Consider the following 19814-nt stretch of genomic DNA (forward strand, 5'->3'; position numbering starts at 1 on the left):
TCATCCGCAGCCGCACTGGCAGCGGCGCGCGCGGCAGTGGCAGCAGCGGCTGAATGGCCGTGGCGGACAGGTAAACGCGGCGCTTTTCCCGTCGCTGCTGGCCGCCGGTTTTGCCGATCGTCTGGCGCAGCGTCGCGGTGACAGCGCGCGTTACCAGCTTGCTAATGGCATTGGCGCGATGCTGGATGAGCAGGACGGCTTAAGCCGCTCTGCGTGGCTGATCGCGCCTGCGCTATTACAGGGTGCCAGCGCCAGTGATGCACGTATGCTGCTGGCGCTGCCGGTTGATATTGAGACGTTGCGCCAGCAGTGCCCGAATCTGGTCACGCAGCGTATTGACGTCGAGTGGGATGAAGAGCGGGGCACACTGCGCGCCTGGAAACGCGAGCTGGCGGGCGCACTCATCCTGAAAGCCCAGCCGCAGGCGCGGCCAGCGGCTGAGGTGCTGCACCCGGCGATGCTGCGCTGGATTCGCACAAAAGGCTTATCGGTACTAGCTGGACGCCGGACGCTGAGCAATTACGCCTGCGCCTGCACTGTGCAGCGCAGTGGCTGCCGGAAGAGCACTGGCCCGCGTTTGATGATGATGCGCTGCTGGATACGCTGGAAACCTGGCTGCTGCCGGAGATGGGTACGGTACGCGATCTCAAAGGATTGCAGGGTATCAACCTGGCGCGCGCATTATTACATTTGCTGACATGGTCACAACGCCAGCGGCTGGATACTGTGCTGCCAACTCATTACACTGTGCCGACCGGAAGCCGCCTGCCGATTCGCTACGATGCGGAGAAGCCCCCGGCGCTGGCCGTGCGTATTCAGGAGATGTTTGGTGAAGCGCACAACCCCGCGGTGGCCGAAGGGCGTATTCCGCTGGTGCTGGAGCTGCTCTCGCCGGCGCACCGTCCGCTGCAGATCACCCGCGATCTTGCGGCGTTCTGGCGCGGCGCCTGGCCTGAGGTGCAGAAAGAGATGAAAGGGCGCTATCCCAAACATCTCTGGCCGGACGATCCGGCCAGTGCTTTACCGACCAAACGCACCAAAAAATTTTCCTCGTGAACCGCAGTGGTACGAATTCAGAGGGTTCTGCCATGCGCGGCGCGAGAAAGCAGTTAGAGTAACGGCCGCAGCTGAAGCTATGCCTGGAGAAGAGAGAGCATGTCTGGGAACGATCGCGAACCAATAGGGCGTAAAGGAAAAGCGCCAAAGCCGCCGCGCAGCAGTGCGCGCCGGGGTCGCCGCAGGGAGCTTGATGATGATATCGATCAGGACGATTTTGACGAAGATGATGAGGAGCGCGCGCCAGTGCCACCTAAAGGTAAAGGAAAACGCCCGCCGCGTGGCAAACGCCGCTGGTTAGGCTGGTTGATTAAACTCTTCCTGGTATTTGTGGTTGTGATGGTCGCCTGGGGCGTCTATCTCGACTCGGAAATCCGTAGCCGTATTGACGGAAAAGTGTGGCAATTACCGGCTGCCGTTTACGGCCGCATGGTGAGCCTTGAACCGGGCATGGCGTACAACAAAAAAGAGATGATTGCGCTGCTGGAAGGCACGCAGTATCGCGAAGTGTCACGCATTACCCGCCCGGGTGAGTTCAGCGTTAAAGGCAACACTATTGACCTGCTGCGCCGTCCGTTTGACTTCCCGGACAGCAAAGAGGGGCAGATCAACGCGCGTCTGACATTCAGCAATGATGAGCTGAACGAGATCAAAAACCTCGATACCGGACGTGATTTTGGCTTCTTCCGCCTCGATCCGCGGTTGATCACCATGCTGCAATCTCCTAACGGTGAGCAGCGTCTGTTCGTGCCGCGCGCCGGGTTCCCGGACCTGCTGGTCGATACGCTGATCGCGACAGAGGACCGCCACTTCTACGAGCATGATGGCATCAGCCTTACTCGATTGGTCGCGCGTTTCTGGCCAACATCACGGCCGGTAAAGCGGTGCAGGGCGGCAGTACCCTGACTCAGCAGCTGGTGAAGAACCTGTTCCTGACCAATGAGCGTTCGCTGTGGCGTAAAGCGCGTGAAGCTATATGGCCGTGATCATGGATGCGCGCTACAGCAAAGACCGCATTCTTGAGCTCTACCTCAACGAGGTCTATCTCGGCCAGGCGGGTAACGATCAGATTCGCGGCTTCCCGCTGGCGAGCCTCTACTACTTTGGCCGTCCGGTGGACGAGCTGAGCCTCGATCAGCAGGCGATGCTGGTTGGCATGGTAAAAGGGGCATCGCTGTATAATCCGTGGCGCAACCCGAAACTGGCGCTGGAGCGACGCAACCTGGTGCTGCGTCTGCTGCAGCAGCAGAAGGTGATCGATCAGGAGCTCTACGACATGCTGTCGGCGCGTCCACTCGGCGTGCAGCCAAAGGGCGGCGTGATTACACCGCAGCCCGCCTTTATGCAGATGGTGCGTAATGAGCTGCAGGCGAAGCTGGGCGATAAAGTGAAGGATCTCTCCGGCGTTAAGATCTTCACCACGCTTGATCCCATCTCCCAGGATGCAGCAGAGAAGGCGGTGGAAGATGGCATTCCAACGCTGAAAAAGCAGCGCGGCCTGAAAGATCTGGAGACGGCGATGGTGGTGGTTGACCGCTTCAGCGGTGAGGTACGCGCCATGGTCGGCGGTGCCGATCCGCAGTTTGCTGGTTATAACCGTGCACTGCAGGCGCGCCGCTCGATTGGCTCGCTGGCGAAACCCGCTACCTACCTGACAGCGCTCAGCCAGCCAAACAGCTATCGCCTTAACAGCTGGATCGCCGATGAACCGATCGCCCTGAAGCAGCCGAACGGTAGCGTCTGGAAACCGATGAACGACGATCGCCGCTTCAGCGGCAAAGTGATGCTGGTGGATGCGCTGACGAACTCAATGAACGTGCCAACGGTCAATCTGGGTATGACGCTGGGGCTGGATGCCGTGGTTGATACCTGGACCAAACTGGGCGTGCCGAAGGACCAGCTGCATCCGGTGCCCGCCATGCTGCTGGGCGCGCTGAACCTGACGCCTGTTGAAGTGGCTCAGGCGTTCCAGTCCATTGCCAGCGGCGGTAACCGCGCGCAGCTTTCGGCGGTACGTTCAGTGATCGCCGAAGATGGCACGGTGCTCTATCAGAGCTTCCCGCAGGCGCAGCGTGTGGAGCCGGCGCAGGCCGCTTATCTGACGCTCTATACGATGCAGCAGGTGGCGGATCACGGTACGGCGCGTGCGCTGGGCGCGCGTTATCCGAAGGCGCATCTGGCCGGGAAAACCGGTACGACCAATGACCTGATCGACAGCTGGTTTGCCGGTATTGATGGCAAAGAGGTGGCGATCACCTGGGTTGGCCGCGACAACAACCAGAGCTCGAAGCTCTATGGTGCCAGTGGTGCAATGCAGATCTACCGTCGCTACCTGGATAACCAGGCACCGATGCCGCTGGTGCTGACGCCGCCGGAAGATATCACGCAGATGAATATCGATTCTGCCGGTAACTTTGTCTGTGGCACCGGCAGCAGCACCTGGCGTTCGCTGCCGGTCTGGGCGCTGGATCCGAACGCGCTGTGCCAGCAACAGCAGCAGCAAATTCAGCAGCAGCAACAGCAGCAGATGCAGCAGGAACAGCAACAGCAGTCGCAACAGCAGCCGGATGAGCAAAAAGATTCGGACGGTGTCGCAGGCTGGATCAAAGATATGTTTGGCAGCAAATAGTTACCCAACGAAACCAGGGCGCTGCGGCGCCCTTTTTTGTGCCCGCTACTTTGTTAACCGCGATCATGGATATGCGCGATCCGGTGGCAAACTCACCGCTATCAGGCATTACATCTTGCGGATCTTCCGGCACTTCGCCTAAAATCCGTGCGTCTAATAATCATTCTCGTTTTCATTCGCCTGCATTGTTCTATTTTCAAGAGATCCCACTATGAATGCGCGAAACACTTTTCCTTGTTCTCTGCGCGCGATGACCTCCCGTCGTCCGCTCGCGGTATTAATTGCTTTAACACTGGGTACACTCAGCACACAGGTACTGGCCGAAGAGACCGTGGTCGTTACCGCCGATGGCGGCAGCGGCGTGGCGCAGGAGAGTGCCTGGGGGCCGTCACCGACCATTGCTGCTAAACAGAGCGCCACCGGCACCAAAACCGATACGCCAATCGAGAAGAACCCGCAGTCGGTGTCAGTGGTTACGCAGGAAGAGATGTCGATGCGCGCCGTCACCAGCGTGAAAGGGGCGTTTAACTACACGCCGGGCGTACTGACCGGCAACCGTGGCAGCTCGGACGTGATCGATGCGCTGTCGATTCGCGGGTTCAGCGAAACCAACACTAACCAGTACCTTGATGGCCTGAAACTGCAGGGTGATAACTACTCTGAGTTTGCGATCGATCCTTACTTCCTTGAGCGCGCCGAACTGCTGCGCGGTCCGGTTTCGGTGCTGTACGGGAAGAGCAACCCGGGCGGTGTGGTTGCGCTGGTGAGTAAGCGCCCGACCCAGGAGACGCTGCGCGAAGTACAGTTCCAGATGGGCACTGACAATCTCTTCTCCACCGGATTTGATTTTGGCGGCTCGCTGGATGATGACGGCGTTTACAGCTATCGGCTGACCGGTCTGGCACGCAGTGCCGACGCGCAGCAGGAGATGAACAAAGAGAAGCGCTACACCATCGCCCCCGCTTTCAGCTGGCGCCCGGATGCCAATACGCGTGTTGATCTGCTGACCTATTTCCAGAACGAACCGGAAACCGGTTATTACGGCTGGCTGCCGCGTGAAGGCACCGTGGTGGGGATCACCCGTCCGGATGGTAGCAGCTATAAGCTGCCAACCAATTTTGATGAGGGCGAGGACCGCAACAAGATTTCGCGCAACACCAAAATGGTGGGCTACAACGCGGAACACAGCTTTAACGACACCTGGACGGTCAGGCAGAATCTGCGCTATGCGGAGTTAAAAACAGATTATCGCAGTATCTACGGCCGAACTTTCAATCCAGCGACGCTGGAAATTAATAGAATGTATGCTGGTTCGAAAGAGAAGCTCGACCAGTTTGCTGTTGATACCCAAGCGCAGGCAAAATTTGCCACTGGCGCTCTTGATCACACTGTTTTAGTTGGTGTTGATTACCAGCGCACGCGAAATGATATTGATGCAATATTTACGGGCGCAACGCCAATAAGCATCGTCAATCCACAGTACGGTAATGATAGTCTGGTTGGTGCACCCTACTTATATCAATATCTGAATAAACAGGAGCAGACTGGCTTATACACACAGGATCAAATGGAGTGGAATAAATGGGTCCTGACGCTGGGAGGCCGCTATGACTACGCGATGACATCAGCGTTAAATCGTAACGGTGGTGTCCAGGATAAGAATCACGATCAGGCATTTACCTGGCGTGGTGGCCTGAACTATGTATTCGATAATGGTATTGCGCCTTATTTCAGTTATAGCGAGTCCTTTATTCCAACGTCCGGAACGACCTCAAGCGGTAAGTCTTTCGATCCTTCCCGCGCTAAGCAGTATGAAGCTGGCGTTAAGTACGTGCCTAAAGATCGACCGATCGTTATTACTACTTCGGTTTATCAAATTACCAAGAATAAAAATTTAACTGTCGATCCTGCTAACTCGTCATTTAGCGTGCAGAGCGGTGAAATTCGGTCGCGTGGCGTTGAATTCGAAGCGAAAGCAGCAGTCAACGCCAATATTAATGTGACCGCTGCATATGCCTACACAGATGCAGAATATACGCATGATACGACTTTAAAAGGCAGAACACCGGTTCAGGTGCCGAAGCATATGGCATCGCTTTGGACTGATTATACCTTCCATGAAACGGCACTGTCTGGGTTTACCATCGGTGCGGGTGTTCGCTATACCGGTGAAAGTAAGGGATTGTATGAAGAGTCAGCGCAGAACGGTGCAAAATCTAATCAAAACTTCGACGTTGCTGCCTACACTACGGTAGACGCCGCACTGAAGTACGATCTGGGCCGCTTTGGCCTGCCGGGCTCTACCGTTGGCGTCAACATCAACAACCTGTTTGATCGCGAATACGTTGCCAGCTGCTACCGCGACTACGCCTGCTACTGGGGCGCAGAGCGTCAAATCGTCGGAACCGCGACCTTCCGCTTCTAAAAATATCTGATGAACACGGGCGCTACGGCGCCCATTAACCAGGGATTATCATGCAGCATCCGCATCATGCAGAAACCACCTTCACGCTGGAGAATGTCAGCTTCCGTGTGCCGGGGCGCACGCTGCTGCATCCGCTGTCGCTGCGCTTTGCGCAGGGTAAAGTCACCGCGCTGATCGGCCATAACGGCTCGGGTAAATCCACCCTGCTCAAGATGCTTGGGCGTCACCATGCCGCCAGTGAAGGGCGGGTACTGCTCAACGATCGACCGGTGCAAAACTGGAGCAGTAAAGCCTTTGCCCGCGAAGTGGCTTATCTGCCACAGCAGCTGCCGGCAGCCGAAGGGATGACGGTACGCGAGCTGGTGGCGATTGGCCGCTATCCATGGCACGGCGCGCTGGGTCGCTATGGTCAGGAAGATCGCGATCGGGTAGAAGAGGCGATTGCGCTGGTGGGTCTGAAACCCTTTGCCGGCCGGCTGGTCGATAGCTTATCTGGCGGGGAGCGCCAACGCGCCTGGCTGGCGATGATGGTGGCGCAGAACAGCCGCTGCCTGTTATTGGATGAACCGACCTCTGCACTCGATATTGCCCATCAGGTGGATGTGCTGGCGTTGATTCAGCGTCTCAGCCGCGAGCGCGGCCTCACGGTGATTGCCGTCCTGCACGATCTCAACATGGCGGCGCGCTACTGCGATCGCCTGGTGGCGCTGCGCGGGGGAGACGTGATTGCAGAGGGCGGACCCGAAGCGATCATGCAGGCAGATGTACTCGGCGCTATTTACGGGATTCCGATGGGCATTCTGCCGCATCCACAGGGCGGTGCGCCCGTCAGTTTCGTCTACTGAGCTTCGCCATGTTTGATATCTCTCGCCGCGATCTGCTGGCGGCGCTGGCCTTGTCGCCGCTAATGAAGATTGCGCCCCTGCAAGCTGCCTCGCCAGATAATAGGCGCATTGTGGCGCTGGAGTGGTTGCCGGTTGAGCTGCTGATGGCGCTCGGCCTGGTTCCGCTCGGCGTGGCCGATGTGCACAACTACAACATCTGGGTGAGCGAGCCGCGCCTGCCGGCGACCACACTCGATCTTGGCCTGCGTACCGAGCCCAACCTGGAGCTGATGACACAGCTCGAGCCCTCGCTGATTCTGCACTCTAACGGTTACGGCCCGTCGCTGGATAAGCTAACGCGCATTGCGCCGACCATGGGGTTTGACCTCAATAGCGGCGATGGCAAACCGTTGACCACTGCCCGTCAATCCCTGCTGGCGCTGGCGCTCGACTGGGGCTGCAGGCGGTGGCGGAAGCGCACCTGCAGGTTGTCGATCGGCAACTGGCCGCCGCGCGTCAGCGCCTCAAGCCGTGGGCACATCGCCCGCTGCTGTTGATGTCGCTGATGGATCCGCGTCACGCCATTACCTTTGGTACCAATAGCCTGTTTCTGGAAGTGATGGAGCAACTTGGCCTGACCAATGCGTGGCACGGCGAAACCAACTTCTGGGGCAGCGCGGTCGTCGGGCTGGAGCGGCTGGCGGAAGTAGGGGATGTGCAGGTGATCTGTTTTGATCACGATAACGAGCGCGATATGCAGCAGGTGATGCGATCCGCCCTGTGGCAGGCGCTGCCGTTTGTCCGTGCAGGCCGTTTCCGGCGCGTGCCTGCGGTGTGGTACTACGGCGCGACATATTCGGCACTGAAATTTATCCGCGTGCTGGAACACGCGCTGGAGTCGCACTGATGCGCATTCGTCTGTTTCCCGTCCTGCTATTAAGCGCGCTCACTCTGCTGGCGCTGGCGCTCACGTTTCTCAACCTGCGTCAGGCGCTGCCGCCGGCGCAGTGGCAGCAGGCGCTCTTCTCGCCGGAGATCACTAACATCCGGCAGGTGGTGTTCCACCATAGTCTGCTGTCACGCCTGGCGCTGTCGCTGCTGGTGGGCGCGGGCCTCGGCCTTGCCGGGCTGCTGTTTCAGCAGGTACTGCGCAATCCGCTGGCGGAACCCACCACGCTCGGCGTGTCGTCCGGTGCGCAGCTGGGGCTGACCGTCGCCACCCTGTGGCAGCTTCCGGGCGGGGAGCTGACGCAGCAGTTTGCGGCGATGGGGGGCGCAGTGCTGGTCGGCGTGCTGGTCTTTGGCGTCGCCTGGGGCAAACGCCTGTCGCCGGTCACGCTGATCCTGGCGGGGCTGGTGCTCAGTCTCTACGCCGGGGCGGTGAATCAGATCTTTGCCATCTTTAATCACGATCAGCTGCAGAACATGTTCCTGTGGAGCACCGGCGCCCTTAACCAGCTCGACGGGCATAATGTGGCGCAGCTGTGGCCGCGTTTACTGCTGGCTTTTCTCGTGGCGCTGGCGCTGCTGCGCCCGCTCACGCTGATGGGGCTGGATGATGGCGTGGCAAAAAATCTTGGTCTGGCGCTCTCTGCCGCCCGCATCGCGGCGCTGGCGCTGGCCATTCTGCTCAGCGCGCAGCTGGTTAACGTTGCCGGTATCATCGGCTTTATCGGCCTGTTTGCGCCGCTGCTGGCAAAAATGCTGGGCGGCCGTCGTCTGCTCAGCCGCATGCTGCTGGCGCCGCTGATTGGTGCGCTGCTGCTGTGGCTGGCCGATCAGATCGTGTTATGGCTGACGTCACACTGGCGTGAAGTCTCCACCGGTACGGCGACCGCGCTGATTGGCGTGCCGATTTTGCTGTGGCTGCTGCCCCGCTTGCGTACCGGCGCGGTGCCGCCGGCCATGAATCTCGGCGATAAGGTGCCGGCAGAGCGTCATGCGGTGCTGCGCAGTTGTCTGACAGGCCTGCTGGTGCTGGCGCTGCTCAGTCTGGCAGGGATAACCTTTGGCCGTGACGCGCACGGCTGGGCGTGGGTCAGTGGCGATATGCTGCAGCAACTGCTGCCGTGGCGCGCTCCACGCGTGCTGGCGGCGTTAGTGGTTGGCATGATGCTGGGCGTAGCCGGCGCGCTGATTCAGCGCTTAACCGGTAACCCGATGGCCAGCCCGGAGGTGCTGGGCATCAGCTCCGGTGCAGCCTGTGGTGTGGTCGTGATGATGTTCTTTGTGCCGGGCGATGCGGTGGCGTGGCTGTTGCCTGCCGGCGCGCTGGGTGCTGCGCTAACGCTGCTGGTGATTATGCTGGTAGCGAGCCGTGGCGGCTTCTCACCGGAGCGCATGCTGCTGGCCGGCATGGCGCTGAATAGCGCCTTTGTCACTCTGTTGATGGTGCTGCTGGCGAGCGGCGATCCGCGCATGGCCGGTTTGCTGAGCTGGATCTCCGGCTCGACGTACAACATCACCCTGACGCAGGCACTGCAGAGTGCCGCGGTGGCAATCGTGCTGGTGGCGCTGGCACCGCTTGCCAGCCGCTGGTTGACGCTGCTACCGCTCGGCAGCGCGACCGCGCGCTCCGCCGGTATGGCGCTGACCGGGTCACGATTGGCGCTGCTGCTGCTGGCGGCGGCGTTAACCGCGACGGCCACGCTGACTATCGGTCCGCTGAGTTTTGTCGGTCTGATGGCGCCGCATATTGTGCGCATGCTGGGCTTCCGCCGCGCGCTGCCGCAGCTGCTGATGGCCGGCTTGCTGGGCGGCGGTTTGATGATTTTCGCTGACTGGTGCGGCCGAATGCTGGCGTTTCCGGATCAGATCCCGGCGGGCCTGATGGCAACCTTCTTCGGCGCACCCTACTTTATCTGGCTGCTAAGGCGCAGCTAACACCGGCGCCGGGCGCATACCGAGAGACTGCTCAAAACCATCTGCAAAATTCGGTTTACGATCGATAAAAAGGGTAGTGTTCGTGCTGAGTAGCCGTTGGTTAAGGTTAAACCTTTCAGCAATCACAACATGAATAAAAATATTATTCAGCGGAAGGAAAGGCCGGCACTACACCGGCCTGAAGATTACAGCTTCGCGAAGCAGCGGCGCGCTGCCTCTACGGTGCGCTGAATGTCCTCCTGGCTATGCGCCAGTGACATAAAGCCCGCTTCAAAAGCAGAAGGCGCGAGGTAGACACCCTCATCCAGCATCAGGTGGAAGAAACGCTTAAAGCGTTCAACATCACACTGCGTGACGTCGGCATAGCAGGTTACGCTGGCGGCATCGGTAAAGAAGATCCCGAACATACCGCCAACGTGATTGACCACCAGCGGGATGTTTTCCGCCTGTGCTGCCGCCAGCAGGCCCTCACACAGCTGCGTGGTCAGATCGGTGAGCGTAGCGTGCGTGCCCGGCTGGGCAATCTGCGACAGGCAGGCAAAACCGGCGGCCATGGCGATCGGGTTGCCCGACAACGTGCCAGCCTGATAAACCGGACCGGTGGGCGCCAGCGCGTCCATAACGTCACGACGGCCACCAAACGCACCGACCGGCATACCGCCGCCGATGATTTTGCCCAGGCAGGTCAGATCCGGTGTGACATCGTAGTAAGCCTGAGCGCCGCCCAGGGCTACGCGGAAGCCCGTCATCACTTCATCAATAATCAGCAGCGCGCCAAATTCGTCGCACAGCGCACGCAGGCCCGGCAGGAAATCGGGCTGTGGCGGAATGCAGTTCATATTGCCTGCGACAGGCTCAACGATGATACAGGCGATATCCTGCGGATACTGTTCGAACGCGGCGCGTACCGATGCCAGATCGTTATAGGTGCAGGTCAGGGTATGTTTGGCAAAATCAGCCGGTACGCCTGGCGAGTTAGGCTGGCCCAGCGTCAGTGCACCAGAGCCGGCTTCCACCAGCAGGCAATCCGCATGACCGTGATAGCAACCTTCAAACTTGATGATTTTGTCGCGGTGCGTGAAGCCACGCGCCAGGCGAATGGCGCTCATGGTGGCTTCGGTGCCGGAGTTGACCATGCGCACCATATCCATGCTTGGTACCAGTTCGCATACCAGCTCTGCCATTTTCACTTCCATCTCGGTGGGGGCGCCGAAACTCAGGCCGCGCGCCGCCGCTTCAATAACGGCATTACGGATGGTGGCATTGTTATGACCCAGCACCATCGGGCCCCATGAGCCCACATAATCGATATAGGCTTTGCCATCGGCATCATACAGATAGGCACCATCAGCCCGTTCGATGAACAGCGGCACGCCGCCCACACCGGTAAAGGCACGTACCGGGGAGTTCACACCGCCAGGAATCAGGCGCTGCGCTTCGGCATACAGGTTTTCAGACTTACTCATGGTTCGGCTCCTGCTGTTCTGGAAAAATTTGTCGCCATTCTACGGGAATTAACGCCTGCGGTGAAAGGCGCGCAGGCATGAAAGGCGCTGACATCCGCTTACTTTAACGCATAACCGGCGGCACACAGTGTCAAGGGCGGCACTTGATTGCACCGGGCGGCTGGCAGATAATAGTAGGATTAAGGTCGTTTTCTGACCTGGACGTTTACCCGGAGTATAAGATGAGTGACGACGTAGCAGCGCTGCCTTTGCAATTTACCGATGCAGCCGCGAAGAAAGTGAAAAACCTGATTGCGGATGAAGAGAACCCGGAGCTGAAACTGCGCGTGTACATCACTGGTGGCGGCTGCAGCGGCTTCCAGTACGGTTTTACGTTTGACGATCAGATGAATGACGGCGACATGACCATTGAAAAACAGGGCGTGGCGCTGGTGGTTGATCCCATGAGCCTGCAGTATCTGGTGGGCGGTTCTGTGGACTATACCGAAGGTCTGGAGGGTTCACGCTTTATTGTGACCAATCCGAACGCGAAAACCACCTGCGGCTGCGGCTCCTCCTTCAGTATCTGATACTGCACGGGCTGCCGTTCTGGCGGCCCGTTTTACCACTCAATGGTTACCAGACGTGCGATTTCGCGACGTTGCGCATCACGGCTTATGACGCTTTGCGTGACGCGTGGCTGCGCGCTGGTGTGACCGCCGCACGCCACCGATGGCAATGTCTGCTCATTCTGCCGTGAAATATCACAGCGGGAAAAGATGGTTAGCGAGACGGCAATAGAGCCGGTTGTGGTTGCCGCGCCAGCAGGCGTGGCGATCGCGAGCCCTATGGCCAGCAGCAGTGCTCTGGTCATGAAAAGTTCCTGGTGTGTCAAAATGCGCAGTGCGCTAAAAGGGCACAGAGCATACGTGGCCGCTGTGCCTTGTATATTGATTAACGACAAATTCTGCCGAATCTTTACTCTTTAATCGTATTATTTTTCGCCGCATGTAAAGCTTCACACAGCTGTTTAGCGGCCAGTAGCAGACGCGGCCCGGGGCGGCTCAGCCAGTCATCGTTGATGGCGATTACTGGTACATTCAGCTGCGGCTGCCAGAACTTCACCACGCTGGCGGCGCGCGCGGCATCGCCACCGATGATAATCGCCTGCGGATGGCGCATCAGCACCTGCTCGCGGCTCACCTGCGGCCAGCTCACGGTACTGTCGGCAAAGATATTGCGGCCGCCGCACAGCGAGATGATTTCATTCTGCAGCGTGTTGCGGGAAGCCGTAAAGAGCGGCTGCTGACCAAACTGTAAAAACAGCGGCACGGCGGGTTGATGCTGATAGCGCTGCCGCAGTTCTGCTTCTCCGTCCCGCAGCGCCTGTGCGGCATCACGTGCCCGCTGTGGCTGCGGGCTCCACTGCTGCAGCTGCGTCAGTGCAGCGATCATCTGATCAAAACTCTGCGGATCGATCCACTCGACCTTTACGCCCAAACGCTGTAGCTGTTCAATTTGCCGCTGCGGATTGCCGCCACGCCACGCCAGCACCACATCGGGTTTCAGATGCAGAATGCGCTCGACGTTGATGCCTTGCCAGTTTGCCACCTGCTCCAGCGAGCGGGCGGCGGTAGGGTAATCCGACCACGCGCTGACCGCGACCGGCGTAATGCCGGCGGCGAATGCCAGTTCAGTCAGATGCGGTGATAAGGTGATAACGCGCGGCGCGGCCGCAAACAGGCTATTGCACAGCAGCAATAGCCCGCACAGCAGATATTTAGCCACGAACCAGCTGGGCCAGCAGGTTTTCCACCATCAGCGAGGACTGTTTTGCTGCCACGGTGAGGAACTCTTCAAAGCTCAGATGCGAGGCTTTGTCTGCAACGTCTGAAATCGCGCGGACCACGACAAAGGGCACACCAAACTGGTGGCACACATGACCAATCGCGGTGGCTTCCATCTCTACGGCAATGGCCTGCGGGAAGGTGCTACGAATACGTGCCAGCGGCTCGGCGCCGTTGATAAAGGCATCGCCGCTAACCACTAACCCGCGCACGGCGTTGAGATCCAGCTGTTTAATCACCTGCTCGGCTGCAGCAATCAGTTTATCATCTGCCACAAACGCTGCCGGGCAGCCAGCCATCTGGCCTGGTTCATAACCAAACGCGGTGACGTCGGCATCGTGATAACGCACTTCATCCGAGACCACAATGTCGCCAACCTGCAGGGTCGGCGCCAGGCCGCCGGCGGATCCGGTGTTAATAACCACGTCCGGTTTACACAGCTCCAGCAGCAGCGTGGTACCGAGCGCAGCCGCCGTTTTTCCGATGCCGGATTTCAGCAGGGCAACCTCAACGCCATTCAGCGTGCCGGTGTAAATTTCGCAACCGGCCAGCGTCAGCGTCTGACGGTTTTCAATTTTGTCACGCAGCAGCGTCACTTCCTGCTCCATCGCGCCAATAATGCCTGCTTTCATAAAGAATCTCGCTGTAGTTATGGATGTAAAAGGCCAAAGTGAGGCATAGTCTACCATGGCTGACAGAGGAAGAATTCACGAAAAAATAAGGGGTAATTATGGCGACGATCAATTTCAGGAAGAAGATCAGTTTCACCCGCCCTTATACCAGTCGCAAAGATCCCGAAGGGGAATATTTTATTACCCGCCACTTTGAAAGCGACCGCGGACGCATTATTAACTCCGCGGCGATTCGCCGCCTGCAACAAAAAACACAGGTGTTTCCGCTGGAACGTAATGCCGCCGTGCGCTCACGCCTGACGCATTCACTGGAAGTGCAGCAGACCGGGCGCTATATCACCAAAGAGATTTTGCATACGCTTAAGACGCAGGGCGGCGGGCTGGCTGCGTACGGCCTGGAAGGCTTCGAGGGCGCGGTAGAGAGCCTGGTGGAGATGGCATGCCTGCTGCACGATGTGGGCAATCCCCCTTTCGGGCATTTCGGTGAAGCCGCTATTAACGACTGGTTCGATGATAATTTACCCGCCGAGCTGGTGGACCCGCTGGTTGCCGGCGTGGCTGACGAGGCGCAGCGTGCCGATTTCGACCAGTTAAATGCAATGATTCGTCAGGATTTATGCCATTTCGAAGGGAATGCGCAGGCAATTCGGCTGGTGCACACGCTATTGCAGCTGAATCTGAGTTACGCCCAGGTTGCCTGTATTCTGAAATATACCGCGCCCGCCTGGTGGCAGGGGGATAAACCGGCAGCGTACAGCGTGCTGATGAAAAAGCCGGGCTTTTATCTCTCCGAGCGGGAATATGTTGCTAACTTGCGTGCGGCTACCGATATAGCCGAGCACCATCGCTACCCTTTAACCTGGATAATGGAAGCCGCTGACGATATCTCTTATTGCATTGCCGATCTTGATGACGCGGTAGAGAAAGATATCTTTACCGTGGATACGCTTTATCACGCCTTACTTAATGCGTGGGGCACGGTAAAAGCCGGCGATGCTTTTAGTCGCACTATCGGGGAAGCGTGGAAAGAGGCAAACCAGAAGACGCGGCGCAGCATCAGCGATCAATTCTTTATGTCGTTGCGTGTCAATGTGCAGAATGTTTTAGTGAGCCATGCGGTGCGACGCTTTGTGGATAATTTACCCGCTATTTACGCGGGCAACTTTAATCACGCTTTGCTCGAAGATGACGGTGACGAAGGGCGTCTGCTCAATTTGTTTAAAACAGTGGCGCGTCAGCAGGTATTTAATCATCCGGAAGTTGAGCAGCTTGAGTTACAGGGCTATCGGGTCATTAAAGGATTGCTGGAAATTTATCAGTCATTAATGCAACTGGATTATGAGCAGTTTACCCATCTGATGCGTGACGATTTCCTGGCTAAACATCCGATTGAAACGCGACTTTTTCATAAGCTTTCGGGCAAACATCGTAAAGCGTATCAGCAACAGATGCGGGCGCTGGTGGTTGACCATAAATATCAGCGTTTACTGTGGGAGCGCTATTATCGTTCACGGTTGATTCAGGATTATATTAGCGGGATGACGGACAATTACGCCTGGGATGAGTATCGTCGGTTAATGGCTGTGGAATAAGCGACGTTTTGTAAAGATGAAGAATAAATTTTTACCTTTGCCTAAAACTTTCACAGGAACTTCGCGCTAAAAACTTAATCTCACCATCACGACCACAGCAATGGTCTGGCCGTAATTCTAAGAGAGATACAGACGAATGAAAAAAAGCTCATTAATGTTAAGTGCGCTGGCGCTTAGTCTGGGCATGGCGTTAAGCCCTGCCGCTGTTTTCGCGGCAGAGACTGCCTCCTCCTCCAGTCAGCAACTGCCCAGCCTGGCGCCGATGTTGGAAAAAGTCATGCCTTCCGTCGTGAGTATTAGCGTGGAAGGGAGTACGACCGTAAAAACGCCGCGCATGCCGCAGCAGTTCCAGCAATTCTTTGGCGATAATTCGCCGTTCTGCCAGGACGGATCGCCGTTCCAGAGTTCACCGATGTGCCAGGGCGGTGGCGGTGATGGCAGCGATGATGGTGCCAATGCGCAGAAGCAGCAGTTCCGCGCGCTGGGTTCCGGTGTCATCATTAATGCCGACAAAGGTTATGTGGTAACCAACAACCACGTGGTCGATAACGCCACAAAAATTCAGGTGCAGCTGAGTGACGGCCGTCGCTACGAAGCGAAAGTGATCGGTAAAGATCCACAGTCCGATATCGCACTGATCCAGCTGCAGGACGCGAAGAACCTGACCGCCATCAAGCTCGCCGACTCCGATAATCTGCGCGTAGGCGATTACACCGTGGCGATCGGTAACCCGTATGGCCTTGGTGAGACCGTGACTTCAGGTATTGTCTCAGCGCTGGGCCGCAGCGGCCTCAACGTCGAAAACTATGAGAACTTTATTCAGACTGATGCGGCGATCAACCGCGGTAACTCGGGCGGCGCACTGGTCAATCTGAACGGTGAGCTGATTGGGATTAACACCGCGATTCTGGCGCCGGACGGCGGCAACATCGGGATCGGCTTTGCTATCCCAAGCTCCATGGTGAAAAACCTGACGGCGCAGATGGTGGAGTTCGGCCAGGTGAAACGCGGTGAGCTGGGCATTATGGGAACGGAGCTTAACTCCGAGCTGGCGAAAGCGATGAAGGTCGATGCCCAGCGCGGCGCGTTTGTCAGCCAGGTCCTGCCAAACTCTGCGGCGGCAAAAGCGGGTGTGAAAGCCGGCGATGTGGTGGTATCGATGAACGGTAAACCGCTGACCAGCTTCGCCGCGCTGCGTGCCGAGGTCGGTTCACTTCCGGTCGGCACCAAACTGCAGCTCGGCCTGCTGCGTGACGGTAAGCCGGTTAACGTAACGGTTGAACTGCAGCAGAGCTCACAGGATAAAGTGCAGTCGGCGACTATCTACACCGGTATTGAAGGCGCCGATCTCAGCAATATCGACAGCAACGGTCATAAAGGCGTACGCGTCGATAACGTGAAGCCTGGCAGTGCTGCGGCGCGTATCGGCCTGAAGAAGGGCGACGTGATTCTGGGCGTGAACCAGCAGGCAATCGCCAATCTTGGCGAGCTGCGTAAAATTCTGGATACGAAACCTTCAGTACTGGCGCTGAACGTGCAGCGTGGCGACAGCAGCCTCTATCTGCTGATGCAGTAAATAATCGCTAATAAAGTCAGGCGAGCTTCGGCTCGCCTTTTTTATTGTGCCACGGAGCCAGCCAGCCTGGCAGATTCAGTGTGACGTCCGCCGCAATTCCCGGAATCTCCATCCGGCTATGTGCATTTGCACAATGCCAGGCGCTGACAGGATGCGTATTCTGTCGGTTCGTCCTTTTATCTGGAGTGATTGATGGCCACCTATCATCTCGATGCGCGACTGGCTCAGGATATTGTTGCCCGCACCATGCAAATTATTGACAGCAATGTCAACGTGATGGATGCGCGCGGCCGCATCATCGGCAGTGGCGATCGTGAGCGTATTGGCGAATTGCACGAAGGTGCATTGCTGGTGTTGTCGCAGGGAAGGGTAGTGGACATTGATGAGGCCGTGGCAAAACACCTGCACGGCGTGCGGCCCGGCATTAACCTGCCGCTGCGAATCGATGGCGAAATCGTCGGCGTTATCGGCCTGACTGGCCTGCCCAGCGCACTGCGTCACTATGGTGAGCTGGTCTGCATGACGGCCGAAATGATGCTGGAACAGGCGCGACTGCTGCATATGCTGGCCCAGGATAGCCGGCTGCGTGAAGAGCTGGTGCTGAACCTGATTCGCAGCGACACCTTATCGCCGGCGCTGAGTGAGTGGGCACAACGCCTGGGGATCGATCTCAATCAGCCGCGCGTAGTGGCGGTAGTGGAAGTGGACAGCGGGCAGCTTGGCGTCGACAGCGCGATGTCTGAACTGCAGCAGCTGCAAACGCTGCTGACCACGCCGGATCGGGACAACCTGATCGCGATCGTCTCACTCACTGAAATGGTGGTACTGAAACCGGCGCTCAACGCCCATGGCCGTTACGATCAGGAGGATCACCGGCGGCGCGTCGATCAGCTCCTGCAGCGTATGAAAGAGAGTGGCCAGGTCAGGATGCGCATTGCGCTCGGCAACTTTTTTACCGGACCGGGCAGCATTGCCCGCTCCTATCGTACCGCGCGCACCACCATGATGGTCGGCAAACAGCGCATGCCGGAGCAGCGCAGCTTCTTTTACCAGGATTTGGTGCTGCCGGTGCTGCTTGATAGCCTGCGCGGTGGCTGGCAGGCTAATGAGCTGGCACGTCCGCTGGCAAAGTTAAAGGCAAACGATAACAACGGCTTGCTGCGCCGTACGCTGGTGGCGTGGTTCAGCCACAACGTGCAGCCGAGCGCCACGGCCCGCGCGCTGTTTATTCATCGCAATACGCTGGAGTACCGGCTTAACCGCATATCGGAACTGACCGGCCTGAATCTGGGTAACTTCGACGATCGGCTGCTGCTCTATGTTGCGCTGCAGCTGGACGAACAGGCATAAAAAAAGCCAGCATCGGCTGGCTTAGGGTAAACGCGGATATTAACGACCGTTGCGGGTCAGCTGATCCAGATCGGATTCGATCTCAGCAATTTTATTCGATACCACGTTTTCCAGATGGCGCAGGTCGGCCAGAATTTTGCGCTTCAGATCCACTTCAACCTGATCGCGCTGGCAAATCTGATCCAGCTCATCGATTACATAACGCAGATTCGGGCTGATCTCCTGAATCTCTTTATACCCCTGCGTAGTGTGGTCGGCGACCACGGTTTTACGCTGACGCGGGTATTTGAATTTCACGCTTTTCGCGAAAAACTCCCCTTTGTCTTTGCGGAAGTAGATTTTCAGGATGTCGTTGTTGGCTTCCTGACGCAGGCTGTAACGGTCAATGTCTTCAGGATTGCTGATACCTAAGCTTTTCAGGTTGTCGTACATAGCGTTTAAATTCCATCTAAGAGTGGGTGAGCGCGCAGGACTATCATCATCATTCGGGTGCGGCTTAAGCGCAGCAACCAGAACGCTTACGGCATACTTAATCAACTGTAGACACAAAAACCGGGATGAACAGTGCGCGACCGGAGTTAACTGGCGCGGATTATGAACTGTTTGAAAAACAAACGCACCTGTTAATTCGCGTCGCGAATCAGGTAATTGGCGGAAGAGTGTAAAGAAAAAATGACGGGCCTGAATACAGGCCCGTCAGGCAGGATAATCCGCATCAGGCAGCGCTTAGTCGATGGTGCGCAGCAGCTCGTTGATGCCTGTTTTTGCCAGCGTTTTCGCGTCTACTTTCTTCACGATAACGGCACAGTAGAGGCTGTAGCTGCCATCTTTTGACGGCAGGTTGCCGGAGACCACAACAGAGCCAGCCGGTACGCGGCCATAGTGGATCTCACCGGTTTCACGATCGTAGATTTTGGTGCTCTGACCAATGTATACGCCCATAGAGATGACCGAGCCCTCTTCGACGATAACGCCTTCAACGATCTCGGAGCGTGCGCCAATGAAGCAGTTGTCTTCAATAATGGTTGGGTTAGCCTGCAGCGGCTCCAGTACGCCACCGATGCCGACGCCGCCGGACAGATGAACGTTTTTACCAATCTGCGCGCAGGAACCAACGGTCGCCCAGGTATCAACCATGGTCCCTTCATCAACAAACGCGCCGATGTTGACATAAGAGGGCATCAGTACGGTATTGCGGGCGATAAATGCACCCTGACGCACCGCAGCGGGTGGCACCACGCGGAAGCCGGCCGCTTTGAAACGTGCGTCATCCCAGTTGGCGAACTTCATCGGAACCTTGTCGTAGAAACGGGTTTCTGCGCCGTCGATCACCTGATTGTCATTGATGCGGAACGACAGCAGAACTGCTTTCTTCAGCCACTGATGCGTTACCCACTCACCGTTGATCTTTTCAGATACGCGCAGTTCACCGCTATCCAGCAGGCTGATGACCTGGTTAATGGCATCACGCGTTGCGCTGTCTACGCTGGCTGGCGTGATATCTGCCCGGCGTTCAAAGGCAGATTCGATAACGCTCTGTAACTGTTGCATAATA

The 19814-nt window shown here is 57.5% G+C and carries 13 protein-coding genes and 3 pseudogenes; 10 read left to right on the forward strand and 6 right to left on the reverse strand.

The genetic code is table 11. The features are described 5' to 3' along the window. The 6 genes and pseudogenes from HA48_RS11235 to fhuB form a co-directional block, all read left to right on the forward strand. Positions 1-1056, forward strand: a pseudogene (locus tag HA48_RS11235) (ATP-dependent helicase C-terminal domain-containing protein); the annotation flags it as partial. 99 nt (positions 1057-1155) lie between these two features. Next, a pseudogene (mrcB, locus tag HA48_RS11240) lies at positions 1156-3685 on the forward strand (bifunctional glycosyl transferase/transpeptidase). Between the two features lie 211 nt (positions 3686-3896). Then, positions 3897-6110 carry a ferrichrome porin FhuA gene (gene fhuA, locus HA48_RS11245; protein WP_128601388.1) on the forward strand — a complete coding sequence of 738 codons (2214 nt, stop codon included), beginning with the start codon at positions 3897-3899 and terminating at the stop codon, positions 6108-6110. 50 nt (positions 6111-6160) lie between these two features. Then, positions 6161-6955 (forward strand): Fe3+-hydroxamate ABC transporter ATP-binding protein FhuC, encoded by a 795-nt coding sequence (gene fhuC, locus HA48_RS11250; protein WP_128601389.1) that lies wholly within the window; start codon positions 6161-6163, stop codon positions 6953-6955. An 8-nt stretch (positions 6956-6963) separates the two neighbouring features. After that, a pseudogene (gene fhuD, locus HA48_RS11255) lies at positions 6964-7841 on the forward strand (Fe(3+)-hydroxamate ABC transporter substrate-binding protein FhuD). Further along, entirely contained in the window at positions 7841-9817 is a 1977-nt protein-coding gene (fhuB, locus tag HA48_RS11260; protein ID WP_128601390.1) for a Fe(3+)-hydroxamate ABC transporter permease FhuB, read from the forward strand. The pseudogene fhuD and the gene fhuB overlap by 1 nt, the downstream one beginning before the upstream one ends. Before the next feature lie 185 nt (positions 9818-10002). Here the strand turns inward: fhuB and hemL are convergent, their stop codons facing one another. Then, complete coding sequence (hemL, locus tag HA48_RS11265) at positions 10003-11283, reverse strand: glutamate-1-semialdehyde 2,1-aminomutase (protein ID WP_128601391.1); 1281 nt, start codon at positions 11281-11283, stop codon at positions 10003-10005. Between the two features lie 221 nt (positions 11284-11504). On the opposite strand from hemL, the gene erpA reads away from it, so the two are divergent. Beyond that, positions 11505-11852, forward strand: coding sequence for an iron-sulfur cluster insertion protein ErpA (erpA, locus tag HA48_RS11270; protein WP_013507930.1), 348 nt, complete (start codon positions 11505-11507; stop codon positions 11850-11852). A gap of 32 nt (positions 11853-11884) precedes the next feature. Here erpA and HA48_RS11275 read toward each other — a convergent pair whose 3' ends face one another. The 3 genes from HA48_RS11275 to mtnN all read right to left on the reverse strand — a co-directional run bounded on the left by HA48_RS11275 (position 11885) and on the right by mtnN (position 13741). Then, positions 11885-12136, reverse strand: coding sequence for a hypothetical protein (locus HA48_RS11275; RefSeq protein WP_128601392.1), 252 nt, complete (start codon positions 12134-12136; stop codon positions 11885-11887). Positions 12137-12240: 104 nt separating this feature from the next. Then, positions 12241-13050 carry a vitamin B12 ABC transporter substrate-binding protein BtuF gene (gene btuF, locus HA48_RS11280; protein WP_128601393.1) on the reverse strand — a complete coding sequence of 270 codons (810 nt, stop codon included), beginning with the start codon at positions 13048-13050 and terminating at the stop codon, positions 12241-12243. Continuing rightward, entirely contained in the window at positions 13043-13741 is a 699-nt protein-coding gene (mtnN, locus tag HA48_RS11285; protein ID WP_128601394.1) for a 5'-methylthioadenosine/S-adenosylhomocysteine nucleosidase, read from the reverse strand. Before mtnN ends, btuF begins: the two co-directional genes overlap by 8 nt. Before the next feature lie 98 nt (positions 13742-13839). Here mtnN and dgt point away from each other — a divergent pair, with 98 nt between their 5' ends. From dgt to HA48_RS11300, 3 genes are all read left to right on the forward strand, one after another. Further along, on the forward strand, positions 13840-15333 hold the full coding sequence (gene dgt, locus HA48_RS11290) for a dGTPase (protein ID WP_128601395.1): 1494 nt from the start codon (positions 13840-13842) through the stop codon (positions 15331-15333). A 136-nt stretch (positions 15334-15469) separates the two neighbouring features. Continuing rightward, positions 15470-16909 (forward strand): serine endoprotease DegP, encoded by a 1440-nt coding sequence (gene degP, locus HA48_RS11295; RefSeq protein WP_128601396.1) that lies wholly within the window; start codon positions 15470-15472, stop codon positions 16907-16909. A gap of 192 nt (positions 16910-17101) precedes the next feature. Next, entirely contained in the window at positions 17102-18259 is a 1158-nt protein-coding gene (locus HA48_RS11300) for a CdaR family transcriptional regulator (RefSeq protein ID WP_128601397.1), read from the forward strand. A gap of 39 nt (positions 18260-18298) precedes the next feature. On the opposite strand, the gene HA48_RS11305 is transcribed toward HA48_RS11300, so the two are convergent. Together HA48_RS11305 and dapD are read right to left on the reverse strand one after the other, a co-directional pair. After that, on the reverse strand, positions 18299-18691 hold the full coding sequence (locus HA48_RS11305; protein WP_010616197.1) for a DUF3461 family protein: 393 nt from the start codon (positions 18689-18691) through the stop codon (positions 18299-18301). Between the two features lie 294 nt (positions 18692-18985). Further along, positions 18986-19810: a 2,3,4,5-tetrahydropyridine-2,6-dicarboxylate N-succinyltransferase gene (dapD, locus tag HA48_RS11310; RefSeq protein ID WP_128601398.1), complete on the reverse strand. Its 825-nt coding sequence runs from the start codon at positions 19808-19810 to the stop codon at positions 18986-18988. Between the last annotated feature and the right edge of the window lie 4 nt (positions 19811-19814).

The organism is Pantoea wallisii (assembly GCF_002095485.1).
GTDB classification, from domain to species: domain Bacteria; phylum Pseudomonadota; class Gammaproteobacteria; order Enterobacterales; family Enterobacteriaceae; genus Pantoea; species Pantoea wallisii.